The 16,101-nt window shown below is 75.3% G+C and carries 15 protein-coding genes and 1 pseudogene; 2 read left to right on the top strand and 14 right to left on the bottom strand.

The window, feature by feature from the left end:
* Position 1 precedes the first annotated feature (1 nt).
* The 5 genes from HLB15_RS07580 to HLB15_RS07560 form a co-directional block, all read right to left on the bottom strand.
* Positions 2–946 carry a carbohydrate ABC transporter permease gene (locus HLB15_RS07580; protein WP_171104696.1) on the bottom strand — a complete coding sequence of 315 codons (945 nt, stop codon included), beginning with the start codon at positions 944–946 and terminating at the stop codon, positions 2–4.
* Positions 943–1,965, bottom strand: a complete 1,023-nt coding sequence (locus HLB15_RS07575; RefSeq protein WP_171104695.1) for a LacI family DNA-binding transcriptional regulator — start codon at positions 1,963–1,965, stop codon at positions 943–945. Before HLB15_RS07575 ends, HLB15_RS07580 begins: the two co-directional genes overlap by 4 nt.
* Before the next feature lie 124 nt (positions 1,966–2,089).
* A complete protein-coding gene (locus HLB15_RS07570; protein WP_171104694.1) occupies positions 2,090–3,229 on the bottom strand; it encodes an MFS transporter in 1,140 nt (379 codons plus the stop codon).
* Positions 3,230–3,273: 44 nt separating this feature from the next.
* On the bottom strand, positions 3,274–4,026 hold the full coding sequence (locus tag HLB15_RS07565) for a class I SAM-dependent methyltransferase (RefSeq protein ID WP_171104693.1): 753 nt from the start codon (positions 4,024–4,026) through the stop codon (positions 3,274–3,276).
* A gap of 10 nt (positions 4,027–4,036) precedes the next feature.
* Positions 4,037–4,936, bottom strand: a complete 900-nt coding sequence (locus HLB15_RS07560; RefSeq protein ID WP_171104692.1) for a LysR family transcriptional regulator — start codon at positions 4,934–4,936, stop codon at positions 4,037–4,039.
* Positions 4,937–5,025: 89 nt separating this feature from the next.
* On the opposite strand from HLB15_RS07560, the gene HLB15_RS07555 reads away from it, so the two are divergent.
* Together HLB15_RS07555 and HLB15_RS07550 are read left to right on the top strand one after the other, a co-directional pair.
* Positions 5,026–5,865: an SDR family NAD(P)-dependent oxidoreductase gene (locus HLB15_RS07555; protein ID WP_171104691.1), complete on the top strand. Its 840-nt coding sequence runs from the start codon at positions 5,026–5,028 to the stop codon at positions 5,863–5,865.
* A gap of 4 nt (positions 5,866–5,869) precedes the next feature.
* Positions 5,870–6,463 carry a TetR/AcrR family transcriptional regulator gene (locus tag HLB15_RS07550; RefSeq protein ID WP_171104690.1) on the top strand — a complete coding sequence of 198 codons (594 nt, stop codon included), beginning with the start codon at positions 5,870–5,872 and terminating at the stop codon, positions 6,461–6,463.
* Positions 6,464–6,467: 4 nt separating this feature from the next.
* On the opposite strand, the gene HLB15_RS07545 is transcribed toward HLB15_RS07550, so the two are convergent.
* The 9 genes and pseudogenes from HLB15_RS07545 to HLB15_RS07505 form a co-directional block, all read right to left on the bottom strand.
* Positions 6,468–7,565 carry a Gfo/Idh/MocA family protein gene (locus HLB15_RS07545; protein ID WP_171104689.1) on the bottom strand — a complete coding sequence of 366 codons (1,098 nt, stop codon included), beginning with the start codon at positions 7,563–7,565 and terminating at the stop codon, positions 6,468–6,470.
* Positions 7,562–8,311 (bottom strand): sugar phosphate isomerase/epimerase family protein, encoded by a 750-nt coding sequence (locus tag HLB15_RS07540; protein ID WP_171104688.1) that lies wholly within the window; start codon positions 8,309–8,311, stop codon positions 7,562–7,564. Before HLB15_RS07540 ends, HLB15_RS07545 begins: the two co-directional genes overlap by 4 nt.
* 53 nt (positions 8,312–8,364) lie before the next feature.
* Positions 8,365–9,162: a hypothetical protein gene (locus tag HLB15_RS07535; RefSeq protein ID WP_171104687.1), complete on the bottom strand. Its 798-nt coding sequence runs from the start codon at positions 9,160–9,162 to the stop codon at positions 8,365–8,367.
* A complete protein-coding gene (locus HLB15_RS07530; protein WP_171104686.1) occupies positions 9,159–11,210 on the bottom strand; it encodes an alpha-galactosidase in 2,052 nt (683 codons plus the stop codon). Before HLB15_RS07530 ends, HLB15_RS07535 begins: the two co-directional genes overlap by 4 nt.
* The gene (locus HLB15_RS07525; RefSeq protein WP_171104685.1) at positions 11,207–12,049 is read right to left on the bottom strand and encodes a carbohydrate ABC transporter permease; all 843 of its coding nucleotides are present in this window, start codon (positions 12,047–12,049) and stop codon (positions 11,207–11,209) included. Before HLB15_RS07525 ends, HLB15_RS07530 begins: the two co-directional genes overlap by 4 nt.
* Position 12,050: 1 nt before the next feature.
* The gene (locus HLB15_RS07520) at positions 12,051–12,941 is read right to left on the bottom strand and encodes a carbohydrate ABC transporter permease (RefSeq protein ID WP_171104684.1); all 891 of its coding nucleotides are present in this window, start codon (positions 12,939–12,941) and stop codon (positions 12,051–12,053) included.
* Positions 12,938–14,230 carry an ABC transporter substrate-binding protein gene (locus HLB15_RS07515; RefSeq protein ID WP_229785050.1) on the bottom strand — a complete coding sequence of 431 codons (1,293 nt, stop codon included), beginning with the start codon at positions 14,228–14,230 and terminating at the stop codon, positions 12,938–12,940. Before HLB15_RS07515 ends, HLB15_RS07520 begins: the two co-directional genes overlap by 4 nt.
* A gap of 42 nt (positions 14,231–14,272) precedes the next feature.
* Complete coding sequence (locus tag HLB15_RS07510) at positions 14,273–15,550, bottom strand: cellulase-like family protein (RefSeq protein ID WP_171104683.1); 1,278 nt, start codon at positions 15,548–15,550, stop codon at positions 14,273–14,275.
* Positions 15,547–16,101 (bottom strand): annotated as a pseudogene (locus HLB15_RS07505) (DUF5107 domain-containing protein); the annotation flags it as partial. The gene HLB15_RS07510 and the pseudogene HLB15_RS07505, both read right to left, overlap by 4 nt.

Here is a 16,101-nt window from a genome sequence, read left to right as displayed (position 1 = left end):
ATCAGCCCTTCCTCTCGGCGCGGTCCTCGCGCAGCTGGGTCCGCAGGTAGAGCGTCAGGAGCACGACGACGACCACGACGAGCACCACGCCCATCGCCGCCGCGTACCCGATGTTGCGGTTCTTGAAGGCCTCGAGGTACGTGAACAGCATCGGCAGCATCGTGCGGCCGCCGGGGCCGCCCTCCGTGAGCACGTAGACCAGCGAGAACGAGTTGAAGTTCCAGATGAAGTTCAGCGACGTGATCGAGGCGACGATGGGCCGCAGGCTCGGCAGCGTGACGGCGGTGAACCGGCGCCACGCGTTCGCGCCGTCCATCGCGGCGGCCTCGTTGAGCTCGGTCGGGATCTGCTGCAGCCCGGCCAGGAGGGTCACCGTCGTCTGCGGCATGCCCACCCAGACGCCGACGACGATCACGGCGGGCAGCGCCGTGGAGAAGTCCGCGAGCCAGTTGATGTCGTCCGGCAGGCCCACCGCGCCGAGCGCCGCGTTGAGCGGGCCCGCGTTGGGCGAGTAGATCATCTTCCACATGATCGCCACGACGACGGGCGGCATCGCCCACGGGATCAGCGCCAGCACACGGGTCAGGCCCTGCAGGCGCAGCCCGGAGTTCAGCAGCAGCGCCAGGCCCAGCGCCGCGACGAGCTGGAGCACCGTGACCGACACGGCCCACACGAGGCCGATGCGGAACGACTCCCAGAAGAACGAGTTGCCCGCGAGGCGCACGAAGTTGTCGACGCCGACGAACGCGTACTCGGGGCGCCGCACGAGCTCGGCGTCGGTGAACGCGAGCAGCACGCCGATGAGCAGCGGCGCCACCGACAGCACGAGGATCGGCAGCAGCGACGGGAGGACGAGCGCCGCCGCCTCACGGCGTCGGGCGCGCTCCATGCCGCTCGCGGCGCGGCGGCGCGCCCGCGGTGGCCGGGGCGGGTCGAGGACGGTCATCGTGCGCTCTTCTCCTTCGAGGCGACGGCGGTGGACTCGCGGACGACGAGGTGCGGGCCGACGGCGGCCTGCTGGACGGGCTCGGCGCCGTCGCCGACCCGGTCGAGCACGAGCAGGGCGGCGAGGCGGCCGCGCTCGGCGGACCCGAGCGAGACGCTGGTGAGGCCGGGCCGGAAGACCTTGCCGATCTCGGTGTCGTCCATGCCGGTGACGGCGAGGTCGCCCGGGACGGTGAGCCCGAGCTCGCCCGCCGCGCGGATCACACCGATCGCGAGCAGGTCGTTGGCGGCCACGACGGCGTCGAGGCCACCGCGCGCCAGCAGGCGCCGGCCCGCCTCGAGGCCCGCCGTGACGGTGAAGTCGTCGGCCCGCTCCGTCTCCGCGTGCTCGCCCGCGAAGGCCGGGTCGGCCGTCGCGGCGTCGAACCCGCGCTGGCGGGCCGCGCCCGGCGTCGTGTCGAGCGGGCCGTTGACGAAGCCGAGCCGGCGCCGGCCGATCTCCAGCAGGTGCGCGACGGCCAGGCCGATGCCCGCCGCCGAGTCGGTGGACACCGAGTCGATCCCGTCGAGCGGCCGGCCGATGACGACGACGGGAACGGGCGCCTGCCGGATCGCCTCGACCAGGGTGTCGTCGGTGCGCAGCGGGCTCACGACGAGGCCGTCGACGAACCCGCTGCCCAGGCTGCGGACCAGGTCGACGGTCGAGGCGACGGTCTGGCCCGTCGACATGACGACCACCCGGTACCCGTGCGGCGCGAGCACCTCGTGGATCGCGGTGAGCATCTCGACGTACACGGGGTTGCCGATGTCGGCGACGGCGAACGCGACCTGGAACGTGCGCTTCATGCGCAGCGAGCGGCCGGTCGCGTCGGGGCTGTACCCGAGCTCCGCCGCGGCGGCGCGCACGCGCTCGACCATCGCCGGGCTGGCCCCGGTGCCGTGCAGCGCGCGCGACGTGGAGGCGAGCGAGACCCCGGCGCGCTCGGCCACCTGGATCAGGGTGGCACGTGATGACGACACTGTCGCTCCTTGCGGGACGGGCTGGTACGGCCGGGCTGGAAACGTTTCCAGATTCGACCCTCGATCATCCTGGAAACGTTTCCGGGGTGATGTGCGTCATCCTGGCACCGGCGTCGCGAGGACGTCAAGCGCGGCGTCGCACCAGGGCCGTGACCAGCGACGCGACCGCGACCGCCACGCACAGCGCCGCGGTGGCGAGCAGCCCGGCGGGGAACCCCGCGCCCGCCGCGACCAGCCCGACGACGAGCGACCCGAACCCGGTCCCCGCGTCGAACCCGATGTTCCAGACGGCGCTCGCCAGGGACCGTGCCCGGTCGGGCACCGCCGCGAAGGCCGCGACGAGGGTCAGGTTCTGCAGGCTGCCGTACGCGACGCCGACGAGCGTCATGCCGCCGACCAGCCCGGCGGCCCCCGGCCCGGAGCCGCTCACCGACCACGCGCACAGCGCGAGGCCCGCTGCGCACACCACGAGCAGCGGGGCGACGAACGGGCGCGGCCCGTACCGGTCGGCGAGCCCGCCGGCCAGCCAGCGGGACAGCGCGGCGGCGGCCGTCAGCCCGAACAGGCCCGCGGCCGCCGCGACGGCGCCCTGCCCGAGCTGGGGTGCGAACGTCAGGAGGGCGCCGCCCGGCGTCGTCACGGCGAGCAGCACCACCGACGGCAGCACGAGGGCGAGCAGGACGCGGCCGCGCGACGCGGGTGCGTCGGGACGCCCGGGCGGGGCGTCGGCCGCGTCCAGCCGCCGGCCCAGCGCCGCCGCGAACGGCACCGCCAGGGCGGGCAGGGCTCCCGCGACGAGCACCACCCGGAAGTCCACGTTCCCGGCGACCCACGCCGCACCGGGCGTGAACAGCAGCTGCGGGGCGGCGACCGCGAGCCCGTACACGCCGATGGCCCGGCCCCTGCGCGCGGCCTCGACGAGCTCGGCGACCGCCGTCGCGCCGCACACCGTGAGGATCGCGAACCCCGCGCCGCGCACGGCCGAGACCGCGAGGATCCACGGCAGCGCGTCGGTGAGCACCAGCGCGAGCGGCGGCAGGCCGAGCAGGAGCACGCCCGCCGTCAGGGTCGTGCGCCAGCCCAGCCGGCGCAGCGACCAGGGCACGGCGGTCTGGCACAGCACCGTCGAGAGCATGAGGACCGCGTTGACCAGCCCGGCCCCGCCCTCGTCCGCGCCGCCGCGCACGGCCAGCAGCGGGGCCGTCGGCAGCAGCAGCGCGTACCCGGCGAAGCCGAGCAGCGACAGGCAGACGAGTGCGGGCATGCCGGGGACCCGCAGGACCGGCGGACCGGGGTGAGGAGTGCGGTTCACGGGCGCTCGGCTGCCGCCCACCGGAAGGCGTTGACCAGGCGGTATCCCCCGTCGGGGCGGCGGAACGGGGCCGCGGCCGCGACGATCACGGGGCCCAGCTCGTCGACCGTCGAGGCCTCCTCGCCGAACAGGATCCCGCGCACCAGGTCCGTCTCGTCGCGCACGTCCCACGGCACCGACGTGAGGCCGCTGTCGAGCACCCGCCAGCCGGCGTCCGCCAGCAGCGCGGCGAGGCCGCCGGGCACGCGCAGGGGGCTCTCCTCCGGCCGGTCGTCCGGCTCGTCGCCGTCCGCCTCCGCGAGCGCCGCGTCGAGCGCGTCCAGGTCGTTGCGGGACCGCTCGGCCCAGCCGGCCAGGCCGAGCACGCCGCCGGGTGCCAGCACGCGGGCGGCCTCGGCGAGGGCGTCGTCGGTCTCCGCGGCGAACTGCAGGGCGTTGACGGCGAGCACGGCGTCGAACCGGCCGTCGTCGTAGGGCAGGTGCTCGGCGTCGCCGCGGCGTACCTCGGCACCGGCCGCGCGGGCCCGGGCGAGCTCGACCATGCGGGCCGCCGGGTCGACGCCGCTCGCGCGCACCCCGAGGTCCTGCAGGTGCTCGAGCAGCTCGCCGCTGCCGCAGCCGACGTCGAGCACGCGGGAGCCCGTGCCGACGCGGGCGGCGCGCAGGAGCGGCTCCCAGACGGGTCGCGCGAACGTCCCCCAGTACCGCCCCCAGTCGTCGGCGACGGCGGACCAGGGGTCTGTGGGCATGCCGCCGAGACTAACCCAGGGACTGCGCGAGGTCGCGGAGGACGGCGACGACCACCGCGGCGCCGGGCGTCCGGTCGGCGCGGGTCACGGCGACGGCGCTGCGGCCGAGCCATGCGGGATCGTCGACGGGCACGGTGACGACGTCGGGCGGCGCCGCCGGTACCGCGATCTCGGGCAGCGTGGTGATCCCGAGCCCGGCCGCGACGAGCCCGAGCCGCGCGTTCCACTCGCGCGCGGTGTACGCGACGCGCGGGGCCGGGAGCGTGGGCCACGCGCCGAACTGCGGGTCGCCGCTCAGGCCGGTGCCGACCACCCAGTCCTCGTCGGCGAGCTCTGCCACGTCGACGCGGTCCCGCCCGGCGAACCGGTGGTCGCGCCCGACCGCGACGAGCGCGCGGCCGTCGACGAGCCGCTCGGCGCGCAGGTCGTCGAGGTCGTAGGCGGGCAGGTCGGGGCCGACGGCGACGACCGCGACGTCGACCCTGCCCGCGCGCAGCCGGCGCAGGAGGGTCGGGGTGGACGCCTCGTGCAGGTCGACGGTCAGCCCGGGGTGCCGTGCGCGCACCGCCGCGACGGCGCGGGGTGCGAGCACCCAGGTCGCGGTCGGGAAGGCGCCGAGCACCACGCGCCCGGCGAGCCGGTCGGCGAGCCGCGCGAGGTCGGTGGGCACGGCGTCGATCTCGGCGAGCGCGGCGGTGGCGCGGCGGGCGACCCGCTCCCCCGCGGGCGTGGCGGCGACGCCGCGGGCGCCGCGGACGAACAGGGGCACGCCCGCTGCGGCCTCGGCGGCGGCGACCTGGCGGGAGACGGCGGACTGGGTGTATCCGAGCAGGTCGGCGGCCGCGGTGAAGGAGCCCGTGGCGACCACGGCCTGGACCACGCGCAGGGCGGTGACGGTGAGCTCGGCCACGGGGCCATCATGGCCCATGCCGGTGTCGCATGTCTCGTGTGCGGAAGAGTCGCTGGTGGAATGGCTCGCGGCGGCGCAGGGTGGAGAGCATGAACACCACACCCACGATCTGGTTCGTCACCGGCGCCGCCAAGGGCCTCGGCCGCGAGTGGACGGAGGCCGCGCTGGAGCGCGGCGACCGCGTCACGGCGACGGCGCGGGACGTGCGGGCGCTGGACCCGCTGGTCGAGGCGTACGGCGACGCCGTGCTGCCCCTGTCGCTGGACGTCACCGACCGCGCCGCCGTCGCGGCCGCCGTCGACCGGCACGTCGAGCGGTTCGGGCGGCTCGACGTCGTCGTGAACAACGCGGGCTACGGGCAGGTCGGCATGGTCGAGGAGCTCACCGAGCAGGAGCTGCGCGACCAGCTCGAGACCAACTTCTTCGGCGCCGTCTGGGTCACCCAGGCCGTGCTGCCCGTCCTGCGCGCGCAGCGCTCGGGCAGGATCCTCCAGGTCACGAGCGAGGGCGGCGTCCGCGCGTTCCCCGGCTTCGGCGCCTACCACGCGTCGAAGTGGGCGCTCGAGGGCCTCACGGAGGCGCTCGCCCAGGAGGTCGCGCCGTTCGGCGTGCACGTGACCGACGTCGAGCCCGGCCCCTACGCCACGGGGTTCGGCCCGGGCCTGCGGGTCAGCGCGGAGCACCCCGACTACGCCGAGGTCCGCGTCGCCACGGCCCCCGCGTTCGAGCTCGGCGACCCGCGGGCGACGCGCGCGGCCCTGCTGCGGGTCGTCGATGCCGAGCGGCCGCCCCTGCACGTCTTCCTCGGCCGGCCCCTCGCCGCCGTCGAGGAGCTGTACGCCGAGCGGCTGCGCACGTGGCGGGAGTGGGAGCCCGTCGCGCTCGCCGCGTTCGGGGAGGCCGCGCCCGCCCGCCCGGTGGCACCATGACCGCATGACGAACGGCCGCTCGTACCGCAAGGGGGCGCAGCGCCGCGCGCAGATCCTGCTGAGCGCCCTCGACCTGTTCGCGCGGCGCGGCGTGGGCGCGTCGCTGCGGGCCATCGGCGAGGCGATCGGCGTCTCGCACGCCGCCCTGCGCTACTACTTCGCCACGCGCGACGAGCTGCTGGTCGAGGTGTACCGCACGCACGAGGCGACCGTGCGCGAGGAGGGCGGCCCGGCGCCCGCGATCTCGGCGGTCGGCCTCATGGAGCGCAGCGCCGAGCGGAACCGCTCGATCCCGGGGCTCGTCGAGCTGTACGCGACGCTGACCACCGACGCGCTGCAGGCCGAGCAGCACCCTGTGACGCACCGGTTCGTGCACGAGCGGTTCCGCCGCGTGCGCGCCGACCTCGCCGAGCGCGTCCGGGCGGGGCAGGCGGCCGGAACGGTCCCGGCCGACGTCGACCCGCAGGACGCCGCGGCCCTCGTGGCCGCGGCGTCCGACGGGCTGCAGCTGCAGTGGCTGCTCGACCCCGACGCCGTCGACGTACGGCGGTCGCTCGCCCTGCTCGAGCGGCTGCTGCCGGGGCCGGGGCCCGCCTGACCGGCTACCCGGTCGCGACCCCCGGGTCCCACCTCTCGGGCAGGGGGTCGACCGGCGGCACGGACGAGCCGATGGTGACGGCCGTGGCCGTGTCGGCCGCGTCCCGGACGGCGAGCAGGATGTCGAGCACGTGCGCCGCGACCGCACCCGAGGCGCGCTCGGTACCGCCGTCCCGGATCGAGCGCACGAGGTCGACCACACCGGCGCCGCGTCCCAGCTCGGGGCCCTGCGCCGGGACGGTGGTCGGCTCCTCGGAGCCGTAGCGCCACAGGGCCGAGTCGCCGCCGAACCCGTTCGGGTCGGGCAGCACGATCGTGCCCTCGGTGCCGTTGACCTCGACGAACCCGGCGCGCGGCAGCGCGTGCTGGAACGAGAACGTCGACTGCGCCGACCTGCCCTGCTCGAACTCGATGAGTGCCGCATGGTGCGTGGGCACCTCGACGGCGAACGTCTCGCCGGCGCGCGGGCCGCTGCCGATGGTGCGGGTCGTGCGCGACGTCGAGGCCACGGCCTGCACCCGCGTCGCCGACCCCAGCGCGTGCACGAGCGTGGTCACGTAGTAGGGGCCCATGTCGAACAGCGGCCCCGCACCGCGCGCGAAGAGGAAGTCGGGGCTCGGGTGCCACGCCTCGGGGCCCGGCACGTGGAACATCGTGGTCGCGGTCAGGGGCTCGCCGATGTCGCCGCGCGCGATCGCCCGCAGCGCCGTCTGGACGCCCGCCCCGAGCACCGTGTCCGGCGCGCACGCCACGCGCAGGCCGCGCGCGTCGGCGTCGGCGAGCAGCGCGGCGGCGGACCCGGCGTCGAGCGCGAGCGGCTTCTCGCTCCACACGTGCTTGCCCGCGGCCAGCACCCGGTGCCCCACCTCGGCGTGCACCGCGGGCACGGTGAGGTTGACGACGACGTCCACTTCCTCGCGCGCCAGCAGCTCCTCGACCGTGCCCGACGCCGGCACCCCGTACCTCTGCGCCTGCGCCGCGGCCCGCGCCAGGTCGAGGTCGGCGACGAACCGCACCTCGACGTCCGGGTACCGGGTCAGGTTGGCCAGGTACTGGTCGGAGATGTTGCCCGCCCCGACCAGGCCCACGCCCGCGGGCCTCACCGGTCGTGCTCCGTCAGCCAGGCGAGCGAGCGGGCGATGCCGTCGAACACGTCCCCGGCGTACGCGTCGAACTCGATGACGCGCGTCGCCCGTGGCGCCGCCGCGAGGATCGGTGGCTGGTCGACCTCGCCCGCGCCGAGCGGCTCCTGCCGTTCGACGTCACCGTCGAGCGGGCCGTCCTTGACGTGGAGCAGACGCACCCGGTCGCCCAGGGTCGTGAGCAGGGCCGGGACGTCGGCGCCGCCGACGGCCGCCCAGTAGGCGTCGACCTCGAGCACGACGCCGGGCGCGAGGTGGTCGACGAGCACCTCCAGCGCGTGCCTGCCGTCGAGGCGGGTGCTCAGCTCCCACGCGTGGTTGTGGTACCCGAACGCGAGGCCGCGCTCGGCGGCCAGGTCTGCCAGCGCGCCCAGCCGGTCGGCGGTGCGCAGCACCTGCTCGCGCTCCTGCCACTGCTCGGGCGGCACGTACGGGTCGACGACGGTCTCCATGCCGAGCTCGGCGGCGGCGTCGAGGATCGTCTCGGGTGTGTCCGCGGTGAGCAGGGGCGCGTGGCCCGACGGCGCGGTCACGCCGGCGGCCTCGAACGCGGCGCGGTACTCGGCGGTGCGCTCGTGGAAGGCGTACGGCTCCACCCGCGTGAGCCCGAGGCCGGCGAGGCGCGCCACGGCGCCCGGCAGGTCCTCGGCGATCGCGTCGCGGACGGAGTAGAGCTGGACGGAGATCGAACCTACGGACGTCGGCATCGGCGGAACTCCCTCGTTCGTGGCCAGGCCCGACGATGCTAGTGGTGAATTTCTTACAGTGGAAGGTTTTTCGCCTCGAGCCGCCACGCCAGCCGCCCCGAGCCGTCGAGGCGGGCCACCCGGTCGGGTGCCGCACGGTCGAGGTTCGTCTCGGCGCCGAGCAGCGGCTCGATGCCGACCGACCGGTACGGGGCGCCGTCGGGCCAGCCGCCGAGGTTGCGCCAGACGACGAGCGACACCGGCGCCCCCGCGTCCGCGCCCCAGCGCAGCCGCAGCCGGTCGGTGCCGTCCACGACGTCGACCCGGTCGGTCGCGACGACGGCGCACCGGGCCGTGCCGTCGTCCGGGCCGAAGGCGTCGAGGGGCACTCCCCCGCCGTCGGGCCACGTGGTGGGCGACGTGGCGCCGGGGCGCGGCCACTCGACGACCAAGACCTCCGGGGTGCCGGGGACCTCGAGGCGCGCGCCCGGGCCGACGTCGAGCAGCAGATGGACGGCGTGCAGCACGCGGGAGTGCGGCGGGCCCGTGACCGTGTAGTCGGCGCGGACGGCGCCGTCGTGCGTGGTGAGGCGGCGGGTCAGGGCGAGGCCTCCGGCCCGGACGTGCGCGACGCCGTCGGCCAGGGTGTCCCAGGGCCGTGACCACACCTCGCCGTGGTCGCTCGGGCCGTTGACCGTGGGGAAGCACTCCTCGCCGCCGCCCGCGTCGACGAACGGGTCGCCGGGGGCGACGGCGGCCCGCACCGCCGCCGGCACGCGCGGGTTGCGCCAGAGCCACTCGCGGTCGGGCGTCGCGAGCGAGGTCCAGCGGCCCCCGAGGGCCGGGTCCGTGCGGACGGTGAGCGGGCTCATGCCCGGTCCAGGACGACCACGTCGCAATCCTGCCAGGTCCAGCCGGGCACCAGGCCGTCGGTCGCGAGTTCCTTGCCGGTGCGGGTCCCGCCGGTGCCGCGCACGCGGTAGCGGGCGTCCGGGTCGAGGTCGCCGAGGTGGACCGTGAGGTCGGCGTCCCGGCGGCGCCAGGCCAGCAGGACGACGGTGTCGTCGCCCGTGTACTGCACCGCGCACGCCGGGTCGGCGGGACGGCCGTGGCGGCGGACGCGGCCGGTGTGCAGCACGGGGCGCAGCGCGCGGTACAGGTCGACGAACGACCGTGCCCGGCGCCGGGTCTCCGCGTCCCACGCCAGGAGGTCGGCCCCGATGCCCAGGACGCCCGCCATCGCGACGACGAACCGGAAGTCCGGGCTCGCCGGGGCCGCCTCGCGGTCGCTGTCACGCAGGTCGGGCAGGTCGGTGACCCACGAGCTCATGGTCCAGGCGGGCAGCACGCCCAGGAAGCCGTGCTGGATCGCCAGGCGGTCGCGGGGCCCGGTCTCGTCGCTGGGCCACACGACGTCGGTGCGCGCGAGCACCGCGTGGTCGACGCGTCCGCCCCCTCCCGCGCACGCCTCGACGGTGACGTGCGGGAACTGGGCGCGCAGGGCGTCGAGCACGCGGTAGTACGCCTGGGTGTGCCGCCACGACCAGTCGTCGCCGCCCGGGCCCGTGACCCCGCCGTCGGCGACGGAGCGGTTCATGTCCCACTTCAGGTAGCTGATGTCGGTCTCGGTGAGCAGCCGGCGCAGCGTGCGGAGCACCCACTGCTCGACCTCCGGCAGGCCCAGGTTCAGCACGTACTGGTGGCGCAGCGTCTCCAGGGGCCGCCCGGCCACGTGGTGCGCCCAGTCCGGGTGGGCGCGGTAGAGGTCGCTGTCGGGGCTGACGGCCTCGGGCTCGACCCACAGGCCGAGGCGCAGCCCGAGCGCGCGGACGCCCTCGGCGAGCGGGCCGAGCCCGTCCGGGTTGCGGTCGGTGTCGACGTCCCAGTCCCCCAGCGCGGCCCGGTCGCTCGTGCGGCCGCGGAACCAGCCGTCGTCGAGCACGAAGACCTCGGCGCCCACCTCGGCCGCCACCTGCGCGAGCCGGAGCTGGTGCTCCACGCGGACGTCGAACGTGGTGGCGAACCACGAGTTGTAGACCACGGGCCGGTGCTCGGGGCCGCGCGTGCGGGCCAGCGTCGCCTGGTACGCGTGCCAGGCCTGGGCCAGGTCGTCGGCGTCGCCCTCGACACGCACGCCCGCGAGGACGGGCGTGGTCAGGGTGCCGCCCGGCTCCAGGGTGAGGATGCCCGACTCGTCGTCGGGCCCGGCGGAGACCCGCACGTGGTCGGCGAACGGGACGGCGTCGAGCGTCATCCGCCACGAGCCGCTGTACGCGAGCGCGACGCCGTACCGGGCGCCGCCGTCGGCCGGGACCACCGTGACCACGGGGGCGTACGTGTGGGACGTGATGCCCTGGCGGCTGCCGAGGCCCAGGGTGCCGGCGCCCAGGGTGACCCGGAACGGCGTGAGCTCGCGCGACCACGCGCCGCCGAGCAGGTCCACGTGCGCCCCGGCGGGGGCCGGCACGGGGAACGCGCCGCCCCAGCCGCGCAGGACCTCGACCGGGTGCGAGGAGAGGTTGCGCAGCTGCGCCCACTTCTCCACGACGTCGTGGGCGGGGTGGGTGCGCAGGTGCAGGGTCACGGCCAGGCCGAGCACCTCGTCGGCGAGGGGGCAGGTCAGGTGGGTCCCACCGTCGTCGTCCGCGCTGAGCGAGACCTCGCCGGAGACGGTGAGGCGGGCGCCGCGCACGCCGTCGGCGCGGCGGACGACGAGCTCGGCGCCGTGCACGTTCCGGGTGCCGAGGGCGGTGGCCTCCAGGGGCAGGAGGTCGAGATCGGCCTCGAAGGAGGACGTGACGGCCACCGGCACGGCCTCGGGGTCGACGTGCGGCCCCCAGCCGACGGCGACCAGGCCCGCGCCGCGCGGGGCCTCGGCCACGACGTACCGGCCGGTGCGGGTGGGCAGGCTCCAGGTCACTTGTCGGCTCCCACCAGGAGTCCGGACACGAACTGCTTCTGGAACAGGAAGAACACGATCGCCGTCGGCACGGCCGCCACCAGCGAGCCCGCCGCGACGACGTTCCACGCGCTCGCGTACCCGCCCTGGAGGTTGAGCAGCGCGGCCGTGACGGGGAACTTGGCCTCGGTGCGCAGCACCGTCATGGCCCAGATGAGGTCGTTGAAGACCCACGTCGTGGCCAGTGCGGCGAGCGCCGCGAGCGACGGTCGCGACAGGGGCAGCACGATGCGCCAGAAGATGCCGCCCGCCCCCGCGCCGTCGAGCCGTGCGGCCTCGAAGACCTCGTCGGGCAGGCTGCGCATGAAGCCGTGCAGCACGAACGTGTAGAACCCGATGCCGAACCCGACCTGGACCACGACCAGCGCGGTGAGGGTGTCGGCGATGCCGAGGGCCGCGGTGATCGACGCGACCGGCACGAGCAGGATCTGCGGGGGCAGCAGGTTGCCCGCGAGCATGGTGAGCAGCAGCGTGCGACGGAAGGGGACGTGGAACCGGCTCAGGGCGTAGGCGGCGCAGGACGACAGGGCGAGCGAGGCGACCACGGCGCACACCGTGACCAGGGCGCTGTTGCCGAGCGAGCGCAGCACGCCGCCCTGGGTGAGCGCCGTGGCGAAGCCGTCGAGGGTGAACGACGCCGGGAGCGCACCGAGCCCGCGGCCCGCGATGTCGTCGTAGGAGCGCACGGCGACGAACAGCACGAACACGATGGGGCTGAGCCACAGCAGCGTGACGGGCACCATCGCGACGTGCAGCCACGGCGAGCGGGCGGGCCGTCTGCGCAGGGCCTGGGGGGTCATGTCAGTCCTCCGTCCGGGCCTGGCGGGCGAGGTAGGTGATGATGAAGCCGATCGCGAGCGCGAAGATGACGACGGCGATCGCGGACGCGTACCCGAGGTTCCCCGTGGTGAACGCCTGCTGGAACATGTAGGTGCTCAGGAGCTGGGTCTCGTTGTAGGGGCCGCCGCGGGTCATGGCCCAGACGATGTCGAAGGTGCGCAGCGAGTCGATCACGGTGACGGCGAACACGACGGTGCTCACGCCGCGCAGCTGGGGCATGACGATGCGCCAGAACCGCTGCCAGGCGTTCGCGCCGTCGACGGCGGCGGCCTCCTCGAGCGAGCCGTCGGTGCCCTTGAGGCCCGCCAGGTAGAGCACCATGATGTAGCCGACCTGCCGCCACACGGCCGCCACCAGCACGGCCCCCAGCGCGACGGCGGGGTCGGCGAGCCACTGCCGCTCCAGGGACTCGAGCCCCAGCGCGCCGAGAGCGGCGTTGACCGGCCCCTCCGGCGCGTACATGACGCGCCAGAAGAGGCCGCTCACGGCGAGCGAGACCACCATCGGCAGGTAGATCGCGCTGCGGTACAGCCCCACGAACGGGCCGGGCCGGTTGAGGGTGACCGCGAGCGCCAGCCCGCCGACGACGGACAGGCCTCCGAACCCGACCACCCAGATCACGTTGTTGCGCAGGGCGGTCAGGAAGATCGGGTCGTCCGCCAGGTCGCGGAAGTTCTGCAGGCCGACGGGCTCGGCCAGGCCGATGCCGTCCCAGCGGGTGAGGGCGAGCGAGAACGAGTTCGCGGCGGGCCAGAACACCCAGAAGAGCTCGGCGGCGAGCGGGACGAGGAGGAACACCCAGACGAGCAGCGGGACGCGCGCGAGCCGGCGTCGGGTCGGCGGCGCGCTCACGAGCCGCGGACCCCCTCCGCCGCGGTCTGCCACTCGTCGAGGATGCTCGTCAGCGAGTCCGGGTCGGCGAGGAACTTCGTCAGGGCGGTGTCGGCGGTGGCCTGCAGGGCGTCGGAGGAGTCGCGGTTGAAGAACTGCGTGATCTCCTCCGTGTCGTTCAGCAGCGCGATGCCCTTCTGCACGAGGGGGCTGAACGCGGAGGTGTCGACGTCGGGCGAGGTGGGCAGGTTCGACGAGCGGGACCGCTCGATGAACTGCTGCTGCGCGTCGGCGGAGGCGAGGTAGGCGAGCAGGTCGAGGGCGCCCTCGTGGTTGTCGCTGCGGGCGGCGGCGAAGAACCCGTCGGTGGGTGCCTCCTCCGCGGTCGGCACCGCGTCGTCGATCACGGGCACCGAGAAGAAGTCCAGGTCGTCGCGCTGGTCCTCCGGGAAGTAGCCGGAGACGAACGCCCCGACGAGGTACATGGCCGTCGCGTCCTGGGCGACGGGCGTGGCCGCCTCCTGCGCGGTGTAGGACGCGGCGTTCTTGTCGAAGTACGGGACGAGGCGCTTGTACTCCTCCATGACGGCCACGACCTCCGGGTCGTTGAAGGCGTGCTCGCCCGCGAGCAGCTCGCGGTGGTACTGCGCGCCGTTGAGGCGCAGGTCGAGGTAGTCGAACCAGCCCGACGCCATCCACGGCGTGGAGGACAGGCCGTTCGCGAGCGGCGCGACGCCCTGCCCGCTGAGGTTCTCGCACAGGGCGTGGAACTCGTCCCACGTCGTCGGGGGCTCGACGCCCCACTTCTCGAACGCCGAGCGCTTGTAGAACACGCTCCACCAGTAGTAGTTGGTCGGCACGAAGATCTGCGCGCCCGACGCGTCGCTGGACAGGCTGCGCAGCGCGTCGGAGAACCCGGCGCACGGACCGTCGCCCTCCCACAGCGAGGACACGTCGAGCAGCAGGCCCTCGTCGGCGTACGCGCGGGCCACGGACCCGGCGTACCAGCTCAGCACCTCGGGCGAGTCGCCGGAGCGCAGGTAGTTCGTGAGCTGGGCACGGAACTGCTCCGTGGCCACCGAGTTCAGGGTGACGTCGCCGCCCTGGTAGGCCTTGACCAGTGCCTCGAGGGCGGCCTTCGGGTCGGCGTCCTGGATCGAGTTCTGCAGCGTGACGGCGCCGGTGCCGGCCGAGCCGCCCCCGCCGCCACCGCCGCTCGTCGTGCCGACGCACGCGGCCAGCAGGCCCGCTGCGCCCAGGGTCATGCCGCCCGCGAGGAGCTGGCGGCGGGTGAGGGTCGTCTCGGACATCGTCTTCCTCCTTGTGCGCACCGTCGTTGGTGCACCTGGTTCCTAGGACACCGGCGCGGGCTCGTCCCGGCCGGTGAAGATCGCCGCGCACTCCCGCTGCAGCGCGACATCGGACCACATCGGGTGCTGCGGCGCCGCGTTGGAGCACACGACGGCGCCCCACGCGCCCAGCCGCCGGGCCTCCCGCAGCGCGCGCCGGCACAGCTCCGCCCCCACCGGGCCCTCCTCGAACCGGGCGTGCAGCGGGGTGTACCCCAGGTACCCCTCTCCGAGCACCAGCGGGATCCCCCGGGCGGCCGCGGCGTCGGCCGCGGCCTCGAGCCACAGGGTCAGCTTCTGCTCCGTCGCCGTCCGGTGGGCGCCCCACCGGTCGTACAGCCAGCGGTCCCACGCGTCCGGGTCGCACCAGTCGTGCACGTAGAGCTCGGGCAGCGCCATGATCGTGGCCCGCGTGCGCCACTCCTGAGGCCGCCACGCCGCCAGGCCCGGCGCGTGGGGGCGCAGCAGCTCGCGCGCCCGCTCGTCGTCGAACTCCTCGACCGGGCCACGCAGCCCGAACGTGTCGACCAGCTCCTGCAGCACCCCGTACACGTACGGGTGCACCACCAGCGCGTCGAGGTCCGCGGGCAGGGCGCTCAGTGCGCCGACCGGCACGCCCGCGTAGTTCACCGTCACGGGACGGGCGGGGTGGCGCTCGCGGAACCGGGCGATGCCGCGTTCCAGGCGCGGGGTGAGCGCACGGACGGCGGCGTCCCCGCGGCCGGTGCCCAGGCCGTCGGTGAGGTAGCCGACCTGCACCTCGTTGTGCAGCTCGGTGAGGAGCAGGCGGTGGGCCAGGCCCTCGGTCTCGAGCAGGTCGACGAGGTCGGCGTGCGCGTCGGCGAGCACCACGGCCCGGTCCTCGGGGTCGACGGCGTGCAGCGCCTCGTACCACTGCGGCGTCGCCGCGAACGCCGGCGACTGCTGGTACTCCCAGGAGGAGGCGATGACGCCGACGTCGTGCCGGTCCGCGGCGCGGAACAGCTCCAGCAGGTGGGCGCGGGCGTCGATCGTCGTGGAGTGCCGTACGTCGTACCAGCGGGTGCGCTGCCCGTGGTCGCCGCCCAGCGGACCGAGCCCGAGGGCCGAGGTGTCCAGCCCCGACCGGAACAGCAGGAACGGCATCGCGCAGATCCGGATGGTGTCGTAGCCCCGCTCGCGCGCCTGGTCGAACGCGCGGTCGAGGTCCTCGAACGGCTCCCCCGGGCCCGTGCGGGTGTACCAGGTGAAGTCCCAGAGGGTGATGACGCGGGGGCGGGCGGTGTCGATCGGGACGCTCATGCGGGATCCTCCTCCAGGGGTGCGGCGAGGGTCAGGCCGCGCGCCACGGCGTGCCGCAGGTCGGCCGCGTGCCGCCAGGCCGCGAGGTCGGGGCGCTCCAGCAGGTCGGTGGCGGACGCCGGGTCGCCCGCCAGCAGCGCGAGCTGGGCGTCGAGGACCAGCACGCGCCGGTCACGCACCCGCAGCGGGTCCTGGTCGAACAGCAGCAGGTCGGGCAGCGACGTGGCGAAGTAGTCGACCCGCGGCACCGCGGCGGCGTACGCGTCGCGGTGGTCCCGCAGCGCCGCGGTGAGCGCGGACGCCTCAGCGGTGCGCCCGAGGCGGCGCAGCGCGAGCACCGTCCAGAACGTCTGCTCGCCGTGCTCCTGCGTGCTCATCTCGACGAAGTCGCCGCGCTGGTCGGCGGCGGTGCGCCACGCGTCGGCGGCGGCGTCGGGCGCGCCTCCGGCCGCGAGCGCGTCGCCGAGCAGCAGGTGCAGGTGCGCGGTGCTGGCCAGCGGGTGCCGGGCCTCCCCGAGCGTCGGCGGCGGGGCCAGCGCGGCGCGCACGTG

The organism is Promicromonospora citrea, assembly GCF_013004695.1.
Lineage (GTDB): Bacteria > Actinomycetota > Actinomycetes > Actinomycetales > Cellulomonadaceae > Promicromonospora > Promicromonospora citrea.
The sequence above is the reverse complement of the archived record's forward strand: the minus strand, read 5'-3'. Positions and strand labels throughout refer to the sequence as shown.